Raw genomic sequence first — 15189 nt, forward strand, 5'->3', positions numbered from 1 at the left:
ACGGCGATTCTAGTGGACGCTCCCCGCAGCATCAGGACGCCCCCGGCGTCCTTCGCTGGCCGGCACGTCGAATCGCCGGCCCGGGCCCTCCGGGTCACGCCCTGCGGCGTGGCGATGGGCGGCACTCCTCAGGCTCCAGAAAGAAGGTCTTCGGCGCGTGATGAATTGGACTGACGAATGGCAGCGCGTGCAGCGCACGCTCGCTCGCGCCGAATCCTTCGCGGCCAAGCACCCGCGCACCCTGACCGGCACCGTCGTCGGTGTCCTGAGCTGCTTCGCGGTGACCGCCTTCGGCGTCGCCCCGATGGCCCCTGACGCAGCGGACCTGCCGCAGCGCATCGTTTCCGAATCCATCCCGCTGCAATCGCTGGACGAGCAACTGGCCGAACTGGCCGCGTTCGATCCCGGCCTGTCCCGCAGCGACATCACCCGCGCCGCCGACACCGCCGACTCGCTGCTCAAGCGCATGGGCGCGGCCGACGTCGCCGCCGCCGCCTTCCTGCGCAGCGACGAGACCGCCAAAAAGCTGCTGACCGGCCGCGTCGGCAAGCGCGTGCAGGTCGTCGCGACCGCCAGCGGCGAGGTCCAGTCCCTCGTCGCCCGCTACGCCGCCGAGGCCAGCGAGCAGCAGGACACCCACTTCACCCGCCTGAGCATCACCCGCGAAGGCGACAAGTTCGTCTCGAAGCTGGAGACCGTGCCGTTCGAGACCCAGACCCGCCTGGGCAGCGGCTCGATCCAGTCCTCGCTGTTCGCCGCGACCGACGAGGCCAACGTGCCCGACGCGATCGCCACCCAGCTGGCGGACATGTTCTCCGGCGACATCGACTTCCACCGCGAACTGCGCAAGGGCGACCGCTTCTCGCTGGTCTACGAAACCCTGACCGCCGACGGCGAGCCCATCACCTGGGGCAACCGCGCCGGCCGCCTGCTGGCCGCGGAGTTCGTCAACAACGGCAAGAGCTACCAGTCGGTGCTGTTCCGGGATCCGGCCAGCGGCAAGAGCAACTACTACGGCTTCGACGGCGAGAGCAAGCGCCGCTCGTTCCTGGCGAGCCCGATGGAGTTCTCCCGCGTGACCTCCGGTTTCGCGATGCGCTTCCATCCGATCCTGCAGACCTGGCGCCAGCACCAGGGCATCGATTACGGCGCCCCCACCGGCACCCCGGTGCGCAGCGTCGGCGACGGCAATGTTGAGTTCGCCGGCTGGCAGAACGGCTTCGGCAACGTGGTGCAGCTCAAGCACAGCGGCAACCGCATGACGGTCTACGCGCACCTGAGCCGCATCGACGTCAAGAAAGGCCAGAAGGTCGACCAGGGCCAGAAGATCGGCGCCGTCGGCTCGACCGGCTGGGCCACCGGCCCGCACCTGCATTTCGAATTCCGCGTGAACGGCAAGCAGCAGGATCCGCGCGTGATCGCGCGCTCGTCGGAAGCCGTCACGCTGCCCGCGACCGCCAAGGCCGCGTTCAAGGCCCAGGTCGCCAGCGCCAAGATCGCGCTCGACGCGGCCTCATCCATCCACGAGGGCGTCGTCGGCGAATAAGCCGGCGGTCGCTCGCGACCTCCACGCTGCGGCGATGACGATGGCCGGCGCCGAGCTCTACATCGGACTGATGTCCGGCACCTCGCTGGACGGCGTCGATGCCGTCCTGTTGCGCGTCGAGGCCGATGGCAGCGTTCAGGCCCTCGCCCATGAATACCAGCCCTTCGGCGCCGAATTGCGCGCCGAACTGCTGGCGCTGAACAGCCCCGGCGACAACGAACTGCAACGCGCCGCCCTCGCCGGCAATGCCGTCGCTCGCGCCTATGCGCAGGTGTGCCGCGCGCTGCTGAATGCGCAGCGCCGGGTCCCGCAGGACATTCGCGCGCTCGGCGCGCATGGCCAGACCGTCCGGCATCGCCCCGGCGAATTCGACGGCACCGGCTTCACCCTGCAGGTGCTGAATGCGTCATTGCTGGCCGAGCTCACCGGCATCGCCGTGGTCCACGACCTGCGCAGCCGGGACCTGGCCGTCGGCGGCCAGGGCGCGCCGCTGGTGCCGGCCTTCCATCGTGCGGCATTGGCGCAGCCGGGTGAGGACGTCGCCGTGCTGAACGTCGGCGGCATCAGCAATGTCAGCCTGCTGTGGGCCGACGGTCGCAGTGGCGGGTTCGATTGCGGTCCCGGCAACTGCCTGATGGACGGCTGGATCCATCGGCATCAAGGCGCGAGCTATGACGCGGGCGGCCAATGGGCGGCCCAGGGACAGGTGCATGCCGGACTGCTCGCCGCGCTGCTCGCGGAGCCCTACTTCCATCAGGCGCCGCCTCGCAGCACGGGACGGGACCTTTTCCACCTCGGATGGTTGGATGAACGCATCGCGGCGCATGCGCCGCAGGTCTCCGCGGTGGACGTGCAAGCCACGCTGCTCGAGTTGAGCGCGCGCTGCGTGACCGACAGCCTGGCGGCTCACGCTCCGGGCGCCTGGCGCGAATTGCTGGTCTGCGGCGGTGGCGCGTTCAACGATGCGCTACTTGGACGCCTGCGCGCGCTGCTGCCCATGACGGTAGCAAGCACCGATCGTCGCGGCCTGCCGCCGATGCAGGTCGAAGGCGCCGCGTTCGCTTGGCTGGCGATGCGCCATGTGCGCGGGCTCCCGGGCAACCTCCCCGCCGCGACCGGTGGCACCGGACTCCGCGTCCTGGGCAGCTACACCCCGGCGTGAGCCAGAAACGACAAGACCGCCCGAAGGCGGTCTTGGTCATGGCGCCCGACACGCGTCGGGCAGTGGGGTCGTGCCGGCCGATCAGACCGAGAAGCTCGAACCGCAACCGCAGGTCGTCTGCGCGTTCGGATTCTTGATCACGAACTGGGCGCCTTGCAGGTCTTCCTTGTAGTCGATCTCGGCGCCGACCAGGTATTGCAGGCTCATCGCGTCGATCAACAGCGTCACGCCGTTCTTGGCCATCTGCGTGTCGTCGTCGTTGACGGCCTCGTCGAAGGTGAAGCCGTACTGGAAGCCGGAGCAGCCGCCGCCCTGGACGAACACCCGCAGCTTCAAGTCGGGGTTGCCTTCTTCCAGCACCAGTTCGCGCACCTTTTCAGCCGCGCTGTCGGTGAAGACCAGCGGAGCCGGCATGTCGCCCATGCCGGTGGTTTGGGTTTCGAGGACTGCGCTCATCGTGGATCCTGTTGTGTCGGAGGAATGGCGGGAATTATCTCAAAGCACCCGCTGCATGGGCAGGCACTTGGAGATAGCCCCTTCGGCGGGAGGTGCAGCCCACCGGATAAAAAAACAAGGCCGCTGAAAACAGCGGCCTTGTTCTGGAGCTTGCGTCGCTGACGAAATCCCAACCCGGATTCCACCAGCGAACGAAAGTCGATCAGCGCTTGCTGAACTGCTTCCGGCGACGGGCGCCGTGCAGACCGACCTTCTTACGCTCAACTTCACGCGCGTCACGCGTGACGAAGCCGGCGCGGCTCAGTTCGGGCTTCAGGGCCGCGTCGTAGTCGATCAGCGCGCGGGTGATGCCCAGACGGACAGCACCGGCCTGGCCGGACTCGCCGCCGCCGTGCACGTTGATCTTGATGTCGAAGGCCTCGCCATTGTTCGTCAGCAGCAGGGGCTGGCGCGAAATCATGATCGAGGTCTGACGGCCGAAGTACTGCTCGATCGAGCGGCCGTTCACCGTGATTTGGCCGGTGCCCTTCTTGATGAAGACACGCGCCACCGACGACTTGCGACGGCCGGTACCGTAGTTCCAGTTTCCGATCATCACGGCTCCTTAGATTTCCAGCGCCTTGGGCTGCTGGGCGGTGTGCGGATGCGTGTCGCCCGCGTACACCTTCAGCTTCTTGATCATCGCGTAGCCCAGCGGACCCTTGGGCAGCATGCCCTTGACGGCCTTCTCCAGGGCGCGGCCCGGATGCTTGGCTTGCATGTCCTTGAACTTGGTGGCGTAGATGCCGCCCGGGAAACCCGAGTGACGGTAGTACACCTTGTCCGTGGCCTTGTTGCCGGTGACACGCAGCTTCTCGGCGTTGATGATGACGATGAAGTCACCGGTGTCGACGTGAGGCGTGTAGATGGCCTTGTGCTTGCCGCGCAAACGGAGTGCCACTTCGCTGGCAACACGTCCGAGCACCTTGTCGGTGGCGTCAATCACAAACCACTCGTGCGTCACTTCGGCCGGCTTGGCGCTGAAGGTCTTCATGAGATTCTTTCAAAAGGCGAAACTTCGGGCGATCTGCCCCCGTACGTTCGGTGCACGCTTGTCGGCGATGTGAATCGCGCGGCCTCTCACGGACGTTCCCCCGCTGCCTTGGAAACGGGAAAGCCGGCGAGTCTAGCAGAACACGCCCGAAAGGCCAAATCCACGCGCCCGCCGGTCCGGCGCAAGCGCCGCGACGGCGCCCCGCCATGCCGGTTCCGACACGCATTCGGCAGGGAACGACCCGCCGCCCGCTTTCCCCGCTAGCATCCGACCCCATCTCCCAGCGCGCCATGACCACCCCGCCCGATCCCCGGCCCACCCCGACGCCCGGCCCCGTGCCGGACGAGGCACCGCGCTCGCGCTGGCACCCTCGCGCGATGCTGGCGCGCTGGACCAGTTGGGTGCCGATCCGCTCGCTGGGGCGGCGCCACCGCAAGCGCATCCTGCAGCACCTGCTGTCGCTGGGGGAACGCGACCGCTACCTGCGCTTCGGCTACCCGGCGCGCGACGAGCAGATCCAGAAGTACGTGGCCGGGCTGGATTTCGTCCGGGACGAGGTCCTGGGCATCTTCAACCGCCGGCTGCAGCTGATCGCGGTGGCCCACCTGGCCTACGCCCCGGCGCCGCAGATCAAGGGCCGGCCGGCGATGGCCGAGTTCGGCGTCTCGGTCGCCACCACGGCGCGAGGCAAGGGTTTCGGCGGCCGGCTGTTCGAGCGCGCCGCGCTGCACGCCCGCAACCGCGGCATCGACACCCTGTTCATCCACGCCCTCAGCGAAAACGCCCCGATGCTGAAGATCGCCCGCAACGCCGGCGCGACGGTGGAGCGCGACGGCGGCGAATCCGAAGCCTGGCTTCGGCTGCCGCCGGACTCGGTGTCCTCGCACGTGGACGAGGCCCTGGAGCGCCACATGGCCGAATGGGACTTCCAGTTCAAGCGCCACATGCGCACCGTCGGCGATTTCCTGGATGGCGTGGCCGAGGTGAAATCCCGCATCCGCAAGGTCCGGGACCGGTCGGACGACCGCCACGCCGGCCCCGGATCGAAACGCTGATCGCACGGACGACGACGGCATTCCACGGTGCCCCACCCGATTCCAGGGGGGAATCCGGATGCATTTTGTAACGCCTTTCCGCTACATTCGCCCGATTCGCCGGTCCGTTGCGCGCTGTCCTTGCCACCTCCGAGCGACCCTCGGCGCCTCGTCGCGCCATCCGTCCGGTCCGTCCAGTTCGTTGGGATATGCAGAACCTGCTTCCGTGGATCATCGCGGGACTGTCGGCGCTGGCGGTCCTGGGACTGCTCGCCGCGCTGCTGCTGCGGCGCCCCCGGCGCGAGCGCAAGCCGCTGCCCACCGAGTGGTCGCTGAGCCCGCGCCCGGTCTTCAGCGCGGATGAACGCCGCGTCTTCCGCCTGCTGCGCGAGGCGCTCCCCCACCACGTCGTGATGTGCAAGCTGCCGGTGGTGCGCTTCTGCCAGCCGACCGAGGCCCGCGACGTCCGCTACTGGTATGAGCTGCTGGGCGGCATCAGCGTGAACTTCGCCATCTGCAGCCCCAACGGCCGCGTGCTGGCCGCCATCGACCTGGAAACCGACCGCCCCGGCTCGTCCCGCAGCCTGCAGATCAAGCAGGCCGTGCTGGCCGCGTGCCGGATCCGCTACCTCCGCACCTCGGTCGACCAGCTCCCCAGCGCGACCGAGCTGCAGCTGCTCGTGCCCTACAGCAACCAGGGCAGCCGCGCCAGCATGGCGCCGATGCCGCGCGCCAGCGCGCATGCGCCGGTCGCGAGCGCCGCCGCGGCGCGGCGCGCGGCACCGGTGGCCCCGGCCGCGCGCAACACGCTGTGGAACGACTCGCCCGTCTTCAGCGATTCCTTCTTCGCGCCCGACAGCCGCTATGACGCCTTCGGCGGCGGCGAGTCGATGCACGCGCCCCTGCCGCCGATGGCCGCCCCGATGTCCGCCGCCATGGCCCCGCTGCCGCCCGCCGAACCCCGCACCCGCGGCTACCGGCCGCGCGCCGGCGCGCACGAGGCCAGCGGCTTCCGCGACTCGCAGCTCGGCCGGGAGTCCCAGTTCGGCCACGACTTCCCGCCCCTGCCCGGCGAATCGCCGGACGCCGACATCGGCGGCGTGGTCGTCGATTCGCCGCGCTACGGGCGGCGCTAAGCTACGCGCCTGCTCCGCTTCCTCGAGGACACACGACGGCGCTCCGGCGCCGTTTTCGTTGCCTCCGCGACTCCATGACTGACACGACGGCCGGGTTCGGCCTCCTGACGCCCGAGCTGATGCTCGATGCCCTCGAGCACGCGGGCCTGCGCCCCGACGGCCGCCTGCTGCAGCTGAACTCCTACGAGAACCGCGTGCTGCTGGCCCACCTGGAGGACGGCGCGGCGGTGGTCGCGAAGTTCTACCGGCCCGGCCGCTGGACCGACGCGCAGATCCTGGAGGAGCACGCCTTCGCGCAGGCGCTGGCCGCGGCCGAGGTCCCGGTGGTCGCGCCGCTGACGCTGACCATCGACGGCGCCACCGGCACCCTGGGCCATTTCCAGGACCAGCGCTTCGCGGTCACGCCGCGCCAGGGCGGCCGTGCGCCGGAACTCGAGGACCCGGAGGTGCTGCGCTGGATCGGCCGTTTCCTCGCGCGCATGCACGACGTCGGCCAGGCCCAGCCCTTCCAGGCGCGGCTCGCCTGGAACAGCGCCGCGCCGGCGCGCGATGCCCGCGACTGGCTGCGCGCCCACGACACCCTGCCGCCGGAGCTCTCGGCCCACTGGCACGATGCCGCGGCGCGCTGCATCGACGCGATCGACGCTGCCTTCGACAGCCTGCCGGACCGGCGCTCGCTGCGGCTGCACGGCGATTGCCATCCCGGCAACATCCTGTGGACGCCGGACCGCGGCCCGCACTTCGTCGACCTCGACGACGCCGCCCAGGGGCCGGCGGTGCAGGACCTGTGGATGCTGCTGTCCGGCGATCCGGAAGCGGCGCGGATCCAGCGCGACGCGCTGCTGGACGGCTACGAGAGCGTGCGCGAATTCGACTGGCGCGAACTGCGCCTGGTGGAAGCGCTGCGCACGCAGCGCATGATCCACCACAGCGCCTGGCTCGCGCGGCGCTGGGACGACCCGGCCTTCCCGCTGGCCTTCCCGTGGTTCGGGACGCCCAACTACTGGAGCGACCAGGTCGTCAAGCTGCGCGAGCAGCTCGAGGCCATGCAGGTGGCCGCCGAGCGCTTCTGACCGCTGCTGACCGCTGCTGACGGCGCTCAGCCCAGCAACAGCGCGTTGACGCGGCGCACGTAGGCGGCCGGGTCCTCCAGCACGCCACCCTCGGCCAGCAGCGCCTGGTCGAACAGCACCTGCGCCAGGTCGCCGAAGCGCGATTCGTCGCCCTCGATCGCGCCGAGCTTCTTCACCAGCGCGTGATCGGGGTTGATCTCCAGCGTCGGCAACGCGGTCGGCGCGGTCTGGCCAGCCTGCTTGAGCATGCGGGCCAGATGGCCGCTGATGTCGCCCTCCTCGACGACCACGCAGGCCGGCGAGTCCACCAGGCGGGTGGTCACGCGCACGTCCTTGGCGCGGCCCTCGAGCGCGGTCTTCAGGCGGTCCAGCACCGGCTTGAACTGCTCGGCGGCTTCCTCGGCCTTCTTCTTCTCTTCCTCGTCCTGGAGCTGGCCCAGGTCGACCGCGCCCTTGGCGACCGACTGCAGCGACTTGCCCTCGAACTCGTAGAGGTGGGACAGCATCCACTCGTCGACCCGCTCGGTCAGCAGCAGCACCTCGATGCCCTTCTTGCGGAAGATCTCCAGCTGCGGGCTGTTCTTCGCGGCGGCCAGGCTGTCGGCGGTGATGTAGTAGATGGCCTCCTGGCCCTCCTTCATGCGCGACACATAGTCGGCGAAGGAGACGTTCTGGTCGGCATGCGTCGAGGCGAAGCGCAGCAGCTTGACCAGGCGCTCCTGGTTGGCATGGTCCTCGCCGACGCCTTCCTTCAGCACCTGGCCGAAGTCGGTCCAGAAACGGGCGTACTTGTCGCGCTCGGCGGCGTCCTCGCTGTTGGCCAGCGACTCCAGCATCGACAGCACGCGCTTGGTCGAGCCCTCGCGGATCGCCTTCACGTCGCGGCTTTCCTGCAGCAGTTCGCGGCTGACGTTCAGCGGCAGGTCGGCCGAGTCGATCACGCCCTTGACGAAGCGCAGGTAGACCGGCATCAGCGCCTCGGCGTCGTCCATGATGAAGACGCGCTTGACGTACAGCTTCACACCGCCGCGCTTGTCGCGGTTCCACAGGTCGAAGGGGGCCTTGGCCGGGATGTAGAGCAGCTGCGTGTATTCGCTGCGGCCCTCGACGCGGTTGTGGGTGAAGGCCAGCGGCGGCTCGGTGTCGTAGCTGATCTGCTGGTAGAACGCGTCGTACTCGGCCTGGGTGATGTCGCTCTTGGAGCGCGTCCACAGCGCGGAGGCCTTGTTCACCGGCTCCCACTCGTCCTTGAGGACCTGCGTCGCCTTCTCCGCGTCCCACTCCTCCTTGCGCATCAGGATGGGCAGCGAGATGTGGTCGGAATACTTCGCGATCGTCGACTTCAGGCGCCAGGTCTTGAGGAATTCATCCTCGCCCTCGCGTAGATGGAGGATCACATCGGTGCCGCGGCCCGGCTTGGTGATGGTCTCGACCTCGAAATCGCCGGTGCCTTCGGAGCTCCAGCGCACGCCCTGGTCGGCCGGCAGGCCGGCACGGCGGGACTCGACGGTGATGCGGTCGGCGACGATGAAGCCGGAGTAGAACCCCACGCCAAACTGGCCGATCAGGTGCGCATCCTTCTTCTGGTCACCCTCGAGCTTGGCCATGAACTCGCGGGTGCCGCTCTTGGCGATCGTGCCCAGGTGCGCGATGGCTTCTTCCGCGGACAGGCCGATGCCGTTGTCGCTGATGGTGACGGTGCGGGCCTCGGCGTCGAAGGAGACGCGGACCTCGAGGTTGGGCTGGTCTTCCAGGAACTGGGGATGATCCAGGGCCTCGAAGCGCAGCTTGTCGCAGGCGTCGGAGGCGTTGCTGACCAGCTCGCGCAGGAAAATTTCCTTGTTCGAGTAGAGCGAGTGCGTCACCAGATGCAGGATCTGCTTGACCTCGGCCTGGAAGGAATGAGTTTGCTTGTCCATCGTTCGAAAGAAGGGTGGATGAGAGAAACGGGTGGGAGCGCCACCCCGATTGGGGGCGGATTATCGCGGCGGGGCACATGGGCGCGGCGGCGCCGATTTCAAGGGGCCGCCTCTACACTCCCGGCCCTATGCCGATGATCTACTGGTTCGATTTGCTGGGCGTGGCGGTGTTTGCCGTGAGCGGAGCGCTGGCCGCGATGCAGGCCGGGCTGGACCTGTTCGGGCTGCTGGTCATCGCGGCGATGACGGCGGTCGGCGGCGGCACGCTGCGCGACCTGCTGCTGAACCGGCATCCGGTGTTCTGGATGAAGGACACCCGCTACCTGCTGGTGATCGTGGCCAGCGCGCTGGCGGCGCTGGTGGTCGGCCCCTTCCCGGGGCATGCGATCGCGGTGCTCAAGATCGCGGACGCCTTGGGCCTGGCGCTGTTCGCGCTCTGCGGCACGGAGATCGCCGAGGAACACGGCGTGAGGCCGATGCCCGCGCTGCTGATGGGCACGCTGACCGCCTGCGGGGGCGGCGTGCTGCGCGACCTGCTGAGCGGGCAGGCACCGCTGCTGCTGCGCAAGGACATCTACGCGACGGCGGCGATCGGCGGCATCGCGCTGTACTTCGCGCTCAAGGCGATGGGCTTGCCGATGCGCTGGGCCTTCGTGCTGGGGATGGTCGGGGTGGCCGCGCTACGCCTGGCGGCGCTGTACTTCGGTTGGCAGCTGCCGGCGCTGCAGATGCTGCAGCTTCACTGACGGCGGTCGCCGCCGTCGTCTTCGTCGAGGTCGTCGTCCGGGTCCTCGTCCTCGTCCTCGTCGCCGGACGCGTCCGCGTCACGCGTGCCGCGCTTGGCCAGCGCGGCGCGGGCTTCCTTCTCCGCCAGCTTGGCCGCTTCGGCGGCCTCGGCCGCCGCGGTCCATTCGGCGAATTCGGCCGGCGTCTCCAGCGTGATCCGGCCGAGCTGCCCCTGGCGCAGGTCGTACAGCAGGATCTCGGCCGCCTTCTGCGTGTTGATGCGCCCCCCCGACAGCACCGCGCCGCGCCGCTTGCCGATCAAGGCCAGCACCTCGCCGTCCAGCAGGCTGGCGTCCGGCTCGAGCTGGTAACGGCTCTTGAGCGACTGCGGATAGTGCCGGCGCAGATAACCCAACAGGTCCAGCGCGACGACTTCCTCCTCGAAGGCATTGCGGCCGACCGCGCCGCTGGCGGCCAGGTTGATGCCAGCCTCGGGCACGCGGATCTTGGGCCACAGCATGCCCGGGGTGTCGAAGAGGTAGACACCCTTGTCGAGCAGGATCTTCTGCTCGATCTTGGTGATGCCCGGTTCGTCGCCGGTGGCGGCGGCACGCTTGCCCACGATCGTGTTGATCAGCGTCGACTTGCCGACGTTGGGAATGCCGCAGATCAGCACCCGCAGCGGCTTGTCCAGCCCGCCCCGGTGCGGCGCCAGCGCGCGGCACTCGGCCGCCATCAGCTTGGCCAGGCCGGGCTGACCCTGGTGGATCGCCACCGCCTGCGTGTCCGGACGGGAGCGGTAGAAGGCCAGCCACTCCGCCGTGCGGGCGGGATCCGCCAGATCCTGCTTGTTGAGCAGCTTCAGCGCCGGCCGGCCGGCCGTCAGCTGCGCGATCAGCGGATTGGCACTGCTCGCGGGCACGCGGGCATCGAGCATCTCGATGACCACGTCGATGCCGCTCTTCATGCGCTCGCGGATCGCGCCCCGGGTCTTGTGCATGTGCCCGGGAAACCATTGAATCGCCATGGGGCGGGATTGTCGGTGATCTGGTGGGGGGTGTGTTCCACCTGCCGCGGGCGAGCGCTTGGCCGCCAGAGCGCAGGGCCTTGGCGGCAAGCGCCAAGACCCCGCGCCCTGCCGTCCCCGAACCACCGAGGCGGGCGCCGAAGTCGTGCCTCAGTTCGGGGCCGGCGCCGGGCGAAGCTCAACGATCGTCGGGGCACCGTCGCGCGACTCGATGCGCACCTCGACCTTGTCGCCAGCCTTCATCGCCGTCAGCTGCGCAGCGCTCAGCACACCAGGCGCCAGCTTGAAAGGCATCGTCATGCCCGGCATGTCCAGATGACGGATCTCGCCATGCTTGAGCGTCAACTTCTGCTGCGCCGCGTCGACACGACGGACCTCGGCGGCAATCCAGTCCTGCGACGACGCCGTGGCGTCGGCACTCGCGGCCGGCGAGGCAGCAGGCGAGGGCTGGCCGTGGCCCTCATGGCCCTCGTGCCCTTCATGCTGAGCGCGCGCGGGCGAGGCCGCGGCGATCACGCTCAGCGCGATGGCGGCAAGGAGGGTGGGAAAACGGTTCATGGTGATCTCCTGGTGAGCGTTTGAATCGAGGTCGACGGCGCGCGGATCGCACGTCGCGGATCGCGCGCCGATGTTGTGATGAGCAATGGGTCAATGGCCTTGATGGCCGTGGCCATCGGGCTTGCGCACGCGCAGCGGTTCGGGCGCGGGCGCCGACGAGGGCGCAGCGGTCCTCGGTGCGGGAGCCGACGGCGCTCCGAGCGGGGCATCGACCGCGCGAGCGACCGTGCCGCGCGGCGCGGCGTACCAGCCCGGATCGCGGTAGTCGCCGGGCTTCTGGTCCTTGCGGACCTTGAGGACGCTGAACATGCCGCCCATCTCCAGCGCGCCATGCGGCCCCCGCCCGGCCATCATCGGGATGGTGTTCTCCGGCAGCGGCATCTCCATCTCGGCCATGTCGGCCATGCCGCGCTCGCCCATCGCCATGTAGTCGGGGATGACCTTGTTGATGCGCGCGGCCAGTCCGCGGTGGTCGACGCCGATCAGCGTGTCGACCTCATGGCCCATGGCGTTCATCGTGTGGTGGCTCTTGTGGCAGTGGATGGCCCAGTCGCCGGGCTCGTCGGCGATGAATTCGATCTGCCGCATCTGGCCCACCGCGACGTCGGTGGTGACCTCGGGCCAGCGCGCGGACCTGGGCACCGGACCGCCATCGGTGCCGGTGACCTCGAACTCGTGCCCGTGCAGGTGGATGGGGTGGTTGGTCATGGTGAGGTTGCCGACCCGCACCCGCACGCGGTCGCCCTGGCGCACGTTGAGCGTGTCGATGCCCGGGAAGACGCGGCTGTTCCAGGTCCACAGGTTGAAGTCGGTCATCGTCATCGTGCGCGGCGTGTAGCTGCCGGGATCGATGTCGTAGCTCGAGAGCAGGAAGCAGAAGTCGCGCTGCACCTCGGCGATCTGCGGATGCCGCGCCTTCGGATGGGTGACCCAGAAGCCCATCATGCCCATCGCCATCTGCGTCATTTCGTCCGCATGCGGGTGGTACATGAAGGTGCCGGGCCGGCGGGCGACGAACTCGTAGACGAAGGTCTCGCCCGGCTTGATCGCCGGCTGCGTGAGCCCGGAGACGCCGTCCATGCCGTTGGGCAGGCGCTGGCCATGCCAGTGGACGCTGGTGTGCTCGGGCAGCTTGTTGGTGACGTAGATGCGCACGCGGTCGCCTTCGACGACCTCGATGGTGGGACCGGGCGACTGGCCGTTGTAGCCCCACAGGTGGGCGGTGCAGCCCGGCGCGAGTTCGCGCAGGACCGGCTCGGCGACGAGGTGGAATTCCTTGACGCCGTCGCGCATGCGCCAGGGCAGCGTCCAGCCGTTGAGGGTGACGACGGGGTTGTAGGGGCGGCCGTCCGGCGGCGTCAGCGGCGGCGCGGTGTCGGGCGTGTCGCGCTGGGCGGGCTCGGGCAGCGCCGCCATCGCGACGCGCGAGACACCGCTCGCGTTGACCGCGCCGGCCGCGCCGAGCGCCGCACCCGCGGCGGCGCGGGCGAACAGGTTGCGTCGGGAAATCATCGGGAATCCTTTCAGGACCGCGCGCTCAATGCGCGGCGGCGCCGGCGGCTTCGGGCGCCGCGGCGGTCGGAGTCGGGGAAGCGGCCGTGGCGCCGTCGCGCACGGGGCCGAGCAGGCTCTGCGACAGCATCGATTCGGCGAGCCAGTAGTCGCGCCGCGCGTCGAGCGCGGCGGCGACGGCGCGGGCCTGGGCCCGCGCGTCGGCGAGCAGGTCCATGACGCCGACCAGCATGCCGTTGTAGCGCAGCAGGGTTTCGTCGGAGACCTGACGGGCCAGCGGCAGCACCTCGTCGTGATGACGCCGGGCGATGCGCCAGGCGGTCTCCGCGCGGGCCCGCGCGACGCGGACTTCGGAGCGCGCGTCGATCGCCACCTGCGCGGTCCGCTCGAGCGACTGCCCGTAGGCCTCGCGGGCACCGGCCACGCGCGCCTGGCCCCAGTCGAAGAGCGGCAGCTCGACGCTGAGCTCGACGCCCCGCTGGGTGGGTTCCTCGTTGCTGCTGTTGCGCTGCAGGCCGAGTTCGAGCACGTTGATCCGGCCGGTCCGGCGCGTCAGGCCCAGCTGCGCGGCGAGCTGCTCCGAGTCGCGCTTCGCGGCCTGGATGTCGAGCCGCTGCGCCACCGCCTGCCGCTCGAGGTCGTCGGCGGCGCGGAAGTCGGTCGGCACGTCGGGCAGGCGCTCCGGCAGCGTCAACCTCGTCACGTCGTCGCCCCACAGGCCGATCGCGCGGATCAGCGCCTCGCGGTCACCGGTCGCCTGCAGCTCGGCCTGCTCCAGCGCGAGCTGGGCCTCGGCCAGCACCGCGCGCTCGCGGGCGAGCCGCAGCGCGCTGACATTGCCGGCCTGGCGCATCCGCAGCGCCAGTTCCGCACCGGCGGAGGCGGAGTCCAGCACCGTGCGCGCCTGCAGCAGGCGCTCCTGCGCGGCGACGGCCTGGACCCAGCTGCGACGCGCCTGGGAGGCGACGTCGAGCAGCTGCTGCCCGACGCGCGCCTGCTCGCGGGCCAGGGCCTGGGCGGCGGCGTCCTGGCGGGCACCGCGGCCGAGCAGGCTCAGCAGGTTGAACTCGAGACCGCGCTCGATCTCGCGCTCGTCGCCGCGCACGAGGCGGCCCAGGCTCAGGACCGGGTTCGGCCAGAGCAGCGTCTGCACGCGCTCGGCGTCGGCCATGCCCAGGCCGTAAAGGCCGGCCTGCAGGCCGCGGTGGTTCAGCAGCGCGAGCTGCACCGCGCCCTGGGCATCGAGCGGCCGGGCCAGCAGGGCGTCGGTGCGCGCGCGGGCGGCGGCGCGCTGGTCGTCGGTGCGCTGCAGCGGCAGGTCGCTGCCCAGCCAGTCGCGGCTCTGCCGCTGGATCGGCTCGGCCGCCTGCTCCGGCGAGAGCGACGCGCAGGCCGAAAGGCCCAGCGCCAGCAGCACGGGCAGGGCCAGGCGCAGGGAAGTCATCGTCGAGGACATCGGGGGCTCCTCAATGGTGGTGATGGCCGCCGGCCGGGGCCGAGGTGGCGCTGGCGGGGACCGAGGCGGCGCCGGCCGCAGACGCGGCGCTCGCCGGGGCGGAGGAGGCAGCGGCCGGTCGGGCGGGCGACGCTGGCGGCGGGGCGGGTGCGTTAGCGGCTTGGCTTTCGCGCAGTAGCGCGCGCCAGCCGCCGGCCTCGTGGACACGGCGGTTGGCCTGGCGCCAGTCGCCGACACCGGGGTCGGCGACGGCGGCGCCGGAGGCGGGCACGGGCGGCTTGACGATCGGCGCGGGCGTGGTCGCCCGTGGGTCGGCGGGATCGGGGGGCGCGGCCGCGGCAGACCCGAGGGTCGCGGCCACGGCCAGCAGGCAGAGCAATCGAGAAGACATGGCTTCCTCGCGGAGGATCGGGAGCAGGGAGGACTGCCCAGACCCCTCACCCCTGCCCTCTCCCCGCCAGCGGGGAGAGGGAGTCAGTCAGACCGATCTCCAGCGCCACCAGCGGGGCGAAGGATCGGATCGGACTCCCCCTCCCGCTTGCGGGAGAGGG

General features: G+C 70.0%; 15 protein-coding genes. 6 read left to right on the top strand and 9 right to left on the bottom strand.

The genetic code is table 11. From position 1 onward, the window contains the following. Positions 1-160: 160 nt before the first annotated feature. Together BM393_RS14450 and BM393_RS14455 are read left to right on the top strand one after the other, a co-directional pair. Positions 161-1546 carry a M23 family metallopeptidase gene (locus BM393_RS14450; protein WP_091727345.1) on the top strand — a complete coding sequence of 462 codons (1386 nt, stop codon included), beginning with the start codon at positions 161-163 and terminating at the stop codon, positions 1544-1546. 34 nt (positions 1547-1580) lie between these two features. Further along, complete coding sequence (locus tag BM393_RS14455; RefSeq protein ID WP_091727350.1) at positions 1581-2708, top strand: anhydro-N-acetylmuramic acid kinase; 1128 nt, start codon at positions 1581-1583, stop codon at positions 2706-2708. Positions 2709-2789: 81 nt separating this feature from the next. Here the strand turns inward: BM393_RS14455 and erpA are convergent, their stop codons facing one another. From erpA to rplM, 3 genes are all read right to left on the bottom strand, one after another. Next, positions 2790-3164, bottom strand: a complete 375-nt coding sequence (erpA, locus tag BM393_RS14460; protein WP_091727353.1) for an iron-sulfur cluster insertion protein ErpA — start codon at positions 3162-3164, stop codon at positions 2790-2792. Between the two features lie 202 nt (positions 3165-3366). Beyond that, complete coding sequence (gene rpsI, locus BM393_RS14465) at positions 3367-3759, bottom strand: 30S ribosomal protein S9 (RefSeq protein ID WP_091727356.1); 393 nt, start codon at positions 3757-3759, stop codon at positions 3367-3369. A gap of 9 nt (positions 3760-3768) precedes the next feature. After that, a complete protein-coding gene (gene rplM, locus BM393_RS14470) occupies positions 3769-4197 on the bottom strand; it encodes a 50S ribosomal protein L13 (RefSeq protein WP_067065533.1) in 429 nt (142 codons plus the stop codon). A 290-nt stretch (positions 4198-4487) separates the two neighbouring features. Here rplM and BM393_RS14475 point away from each other — a divergent pair, with 290 nt between their 5' ends. From BM393_RS14475 to BM393_RS14485, 3 genes are all read left to right on the top strand, one after another. Continuing rightward, positions 4488-5252 carry a GNAT family N-acetyltransferase gene (locus BM393_RS14475; protein ID WP_254783451.1) on the top strand — a complete coding sequence of 255 codons (765 nt, stop codon included), beginning with the start codon at positions 4488-4490 and terminating at the stop codon, positions 5250-5252. Between the two features lie 188 nt (positions 5253-5440). After that, the gene (locus BM393_RS14480; protein WP_091727363.1) at positions 5441-6367 is read left to right on the top strand and encodes a DUF2726 domain-containing protein; all 927 of its coding nucleotides are present in this window, start codon (positions 5441-5443) and stop codon (positions 6365-6367) included. A 74-nt stretch (positions 6368-6441) separates the two neighbouring features. Continuing rightward, positions 6442-7440: a serine/threonine protein kinase gene (locus BM393_RS14485; RefSeq protein WP_091727366.1), complete on the top strand. Its 999-nt coding sequence runs from the start codon at positions 6442-6444 to the stop codon at positions 7438-7440. Between the two features lie 26 nt (positions 7441-7466). Here the strand turns inward: BM393_RS14485 and htpG are convergent, their stop codons facing one another. Next, complete coding sequence (gene htpG, locus BM393_RS14490; RefSeq protein ID WP_091727371.1) at positions 7467-9359, bottom strand: molecular chaperone HtpG; 1893 nt, start codon at positions 9357-9359, stop codon at positions 7467-7469. 128 nt (positions 9360-9487) lie between these two features. Here htpG and BM393_RS14495 point away from each other — a divergent pair, with 128 nt between their 5' ends. Continuing rightward, positions 9488-10105, top strand: a complete 618-nt coding sequence (locus BM393_RS14495; RefSeq protein WP_254783452.1) for a trimeric intracellular cation channel family protein — start codon at positions 9488-9490, stop codon at positions 10103-10105. On the opposite strand, the gene ylqF is transcribed toward BM393_RS14495, so the two are convergent. The 5 genes from ylqF to BM393_RS25295 form a co-directional block, all read right to left on the bottom strand. Beyond that, on the bottom strand, positions 10099-11112 hold the full coding sequence (gene ylqF / locus BM393_RS14500) for a ribosome biogenesis GTPase YlqF (protein WP_091727375.1): 1014 nt from the start codon (positions 11110-11112) through the stop codon (positions 10099-10101). The two genes, BM393_RS14495 and ylqF, sit on opposite strands and share 7 nt — an antisense overlap. Before the next feature lie 150 nt (positions 11113-11262). Next, positions 11263-11670 carry a copper-binding protein gene (locus tag BM393_RS14505; RefSeq protein WP_091727379.1) on the bottom strand — a complete coding sequence of 136 codons (408 nt, stop codon included), beginning with the start codon at positions 11668-11670 and terminating at the stop codon, positions 11263-11265. A 90-nt stretch (positions 11671-11760) separates the two neighbouring features. Next, positions 11761-13182, bottom strand: coding sequence for a multicopper oxidase family protein (locus BM393_RS14510; RefSeq protein WP_091727382.1), 1422 nt, complete (start codon positions 13180-13182; stop codon positions 11761-11763). Between the two features lie 25 nt (positions 13183-13207). Then, positions 13208-14638: a TolC family protein gene (locus BM393_RS14515; RefSeq protein ID WP_091727385.1), complete on the bottom strand. Its 1431-nt coding sequence runs from the start codon at positions 14636-14638 to the stop codon at positions 13208-13210. Positions 14639-14648: 10 nt separating this feature from the next. Further along, positions 14649-15029: a hypothetical protein gene (locus BM393_RS25295; RefSeq protein ID WP_141225338.1), complete on the bottom strand. Its 381-nt coding sequence runs from the start codon at positions 15027-15029 to the stop codon at positions 14649-14651. Between the last annotated feature and the right edge of the window lie 160 nt (positions 15030-15189).

The organism is Mitsuaria sp. PDC51 (assembly GCF_900113225.1).
In the GTDB taxonomy this organism is placed as follows: domain Bacteria; phylum Pseudomonadota; class Gammaproteobacteria; order Burkholderiales; family Burkholderiaceae_C; genus Roseateles.

What these genes read in the sequence shown, in the direction of transcription:
- BM393_RS14450 (WP_091727345.1), top strand. Translation starts at nt 161, where the DNA reads ATGAATTGGACTGACGAATGGCAGCGCGTGCAGCGCACGCTCGCTCGC.
- BM393_RS14485 (WP_091727366.1), top strand. Translation starts at nt 6,442, where the DNA reads ATGACTGACACGACGGCCGGGTTCGGCCTCCTGACGCCCGAGCTGATG.
- BM393_RS14475 (WP_254783451.1), top strand. Translation starts at nt 4,488, where the DNA reads ATGACCACCCCGCCCGATCCCCGGCCCACCCCGACGCCCGGCCCCGTG.
- erpA (WP_091727353.1), bottom strand. Translation starts at nt 3,164, where the DNA reads ATGAGCGCAGTCCTCGAAACCCAAACCACCGGCATGGGCGACATGCCG.
- BM393_RS14495 (WP_254783452.1), top strand. Translation starts at nt 9,488, where the DNA reads ATGCCGATGATCTACTGGTTCGATTTGCTGGGCGTGGCGGTGTTTGCC.
- ylqF (WP_091727375.1), bottom strand. Translation starts at nt 11,112, where the DNA reads ATGGCGATTCAATGGTTTCCCGGGCACATGCACAAGACCCGGGGCGCG.
- BM393_RS14480 (WP_091727363.1), top strand. Translation starts at nt 5,441, where the DNA reads ATGCAGAACCTGCTTCCGTGGATCATCGCGGGACTGTCGGCGCTGGCG.
- BM393_RS14505 (WP_091727379.1), bottom strand. Translation starts at nt 11,670, where the DNA reads ATGAACCGTTTTCCCACCCTCCTTGCCGCCATCGCGCTGAGCGTGATC.
- BM393_RS25295 (WP_141225338.1), bottom strand. Translation starts at nt 15,029, where the DNA reads ATGTCTTCTCGATTGCTCTGCCTGCTGGCCGTGGCCGCGACCCTCGGG.
- htpG (WP_091727371.1), bottom strand. Translation starts at nt 9,359, where the DNA reads ATGGACAAGCAAACTCATTCCTTCCAGGCCGAGGTCAAGCAGATCCTG.
- rplM (WP_067065533.1), bottom strand. Translation starts at nt 4,197, where the DNA reads ATGAAGACCTTCAGCGCCAAGCCGGCCGAAGTGACGCACGAGTGGTTT.
- BM393_RS14455 (WP_091727350.1), top strand. Translation starts at nt 1,581, where the DNA reads ATGACGATGGCCGGCGCCGAGCTCTACATCGGACTGATGTCCGGCACC.
- rpsI (WP_091727356.1), bottom strand. Translation starts at nt 3,759, where the DNA reads ATGATCGGAAACTGGAACTACGGTACCGGCCGTCGCAAGTCGTCGGTG.
- BM393_RS14515 (WP_091727385.1), bottom strand. Translation starts at nt 14,638, where the DNA reads ATGTCCTCGACGATGACTTCCCTGCGCCTGGCCCTGCCCGTGCTGCTG.
- BM393_RS14510 (WP_091727382.1), bottom strand. Translation starts at nt 13,182, where the DNA reads ATGATTTCCCGACGCAACCTGTTCGCCCGCGCCGCCGCGGGTGCGGCG.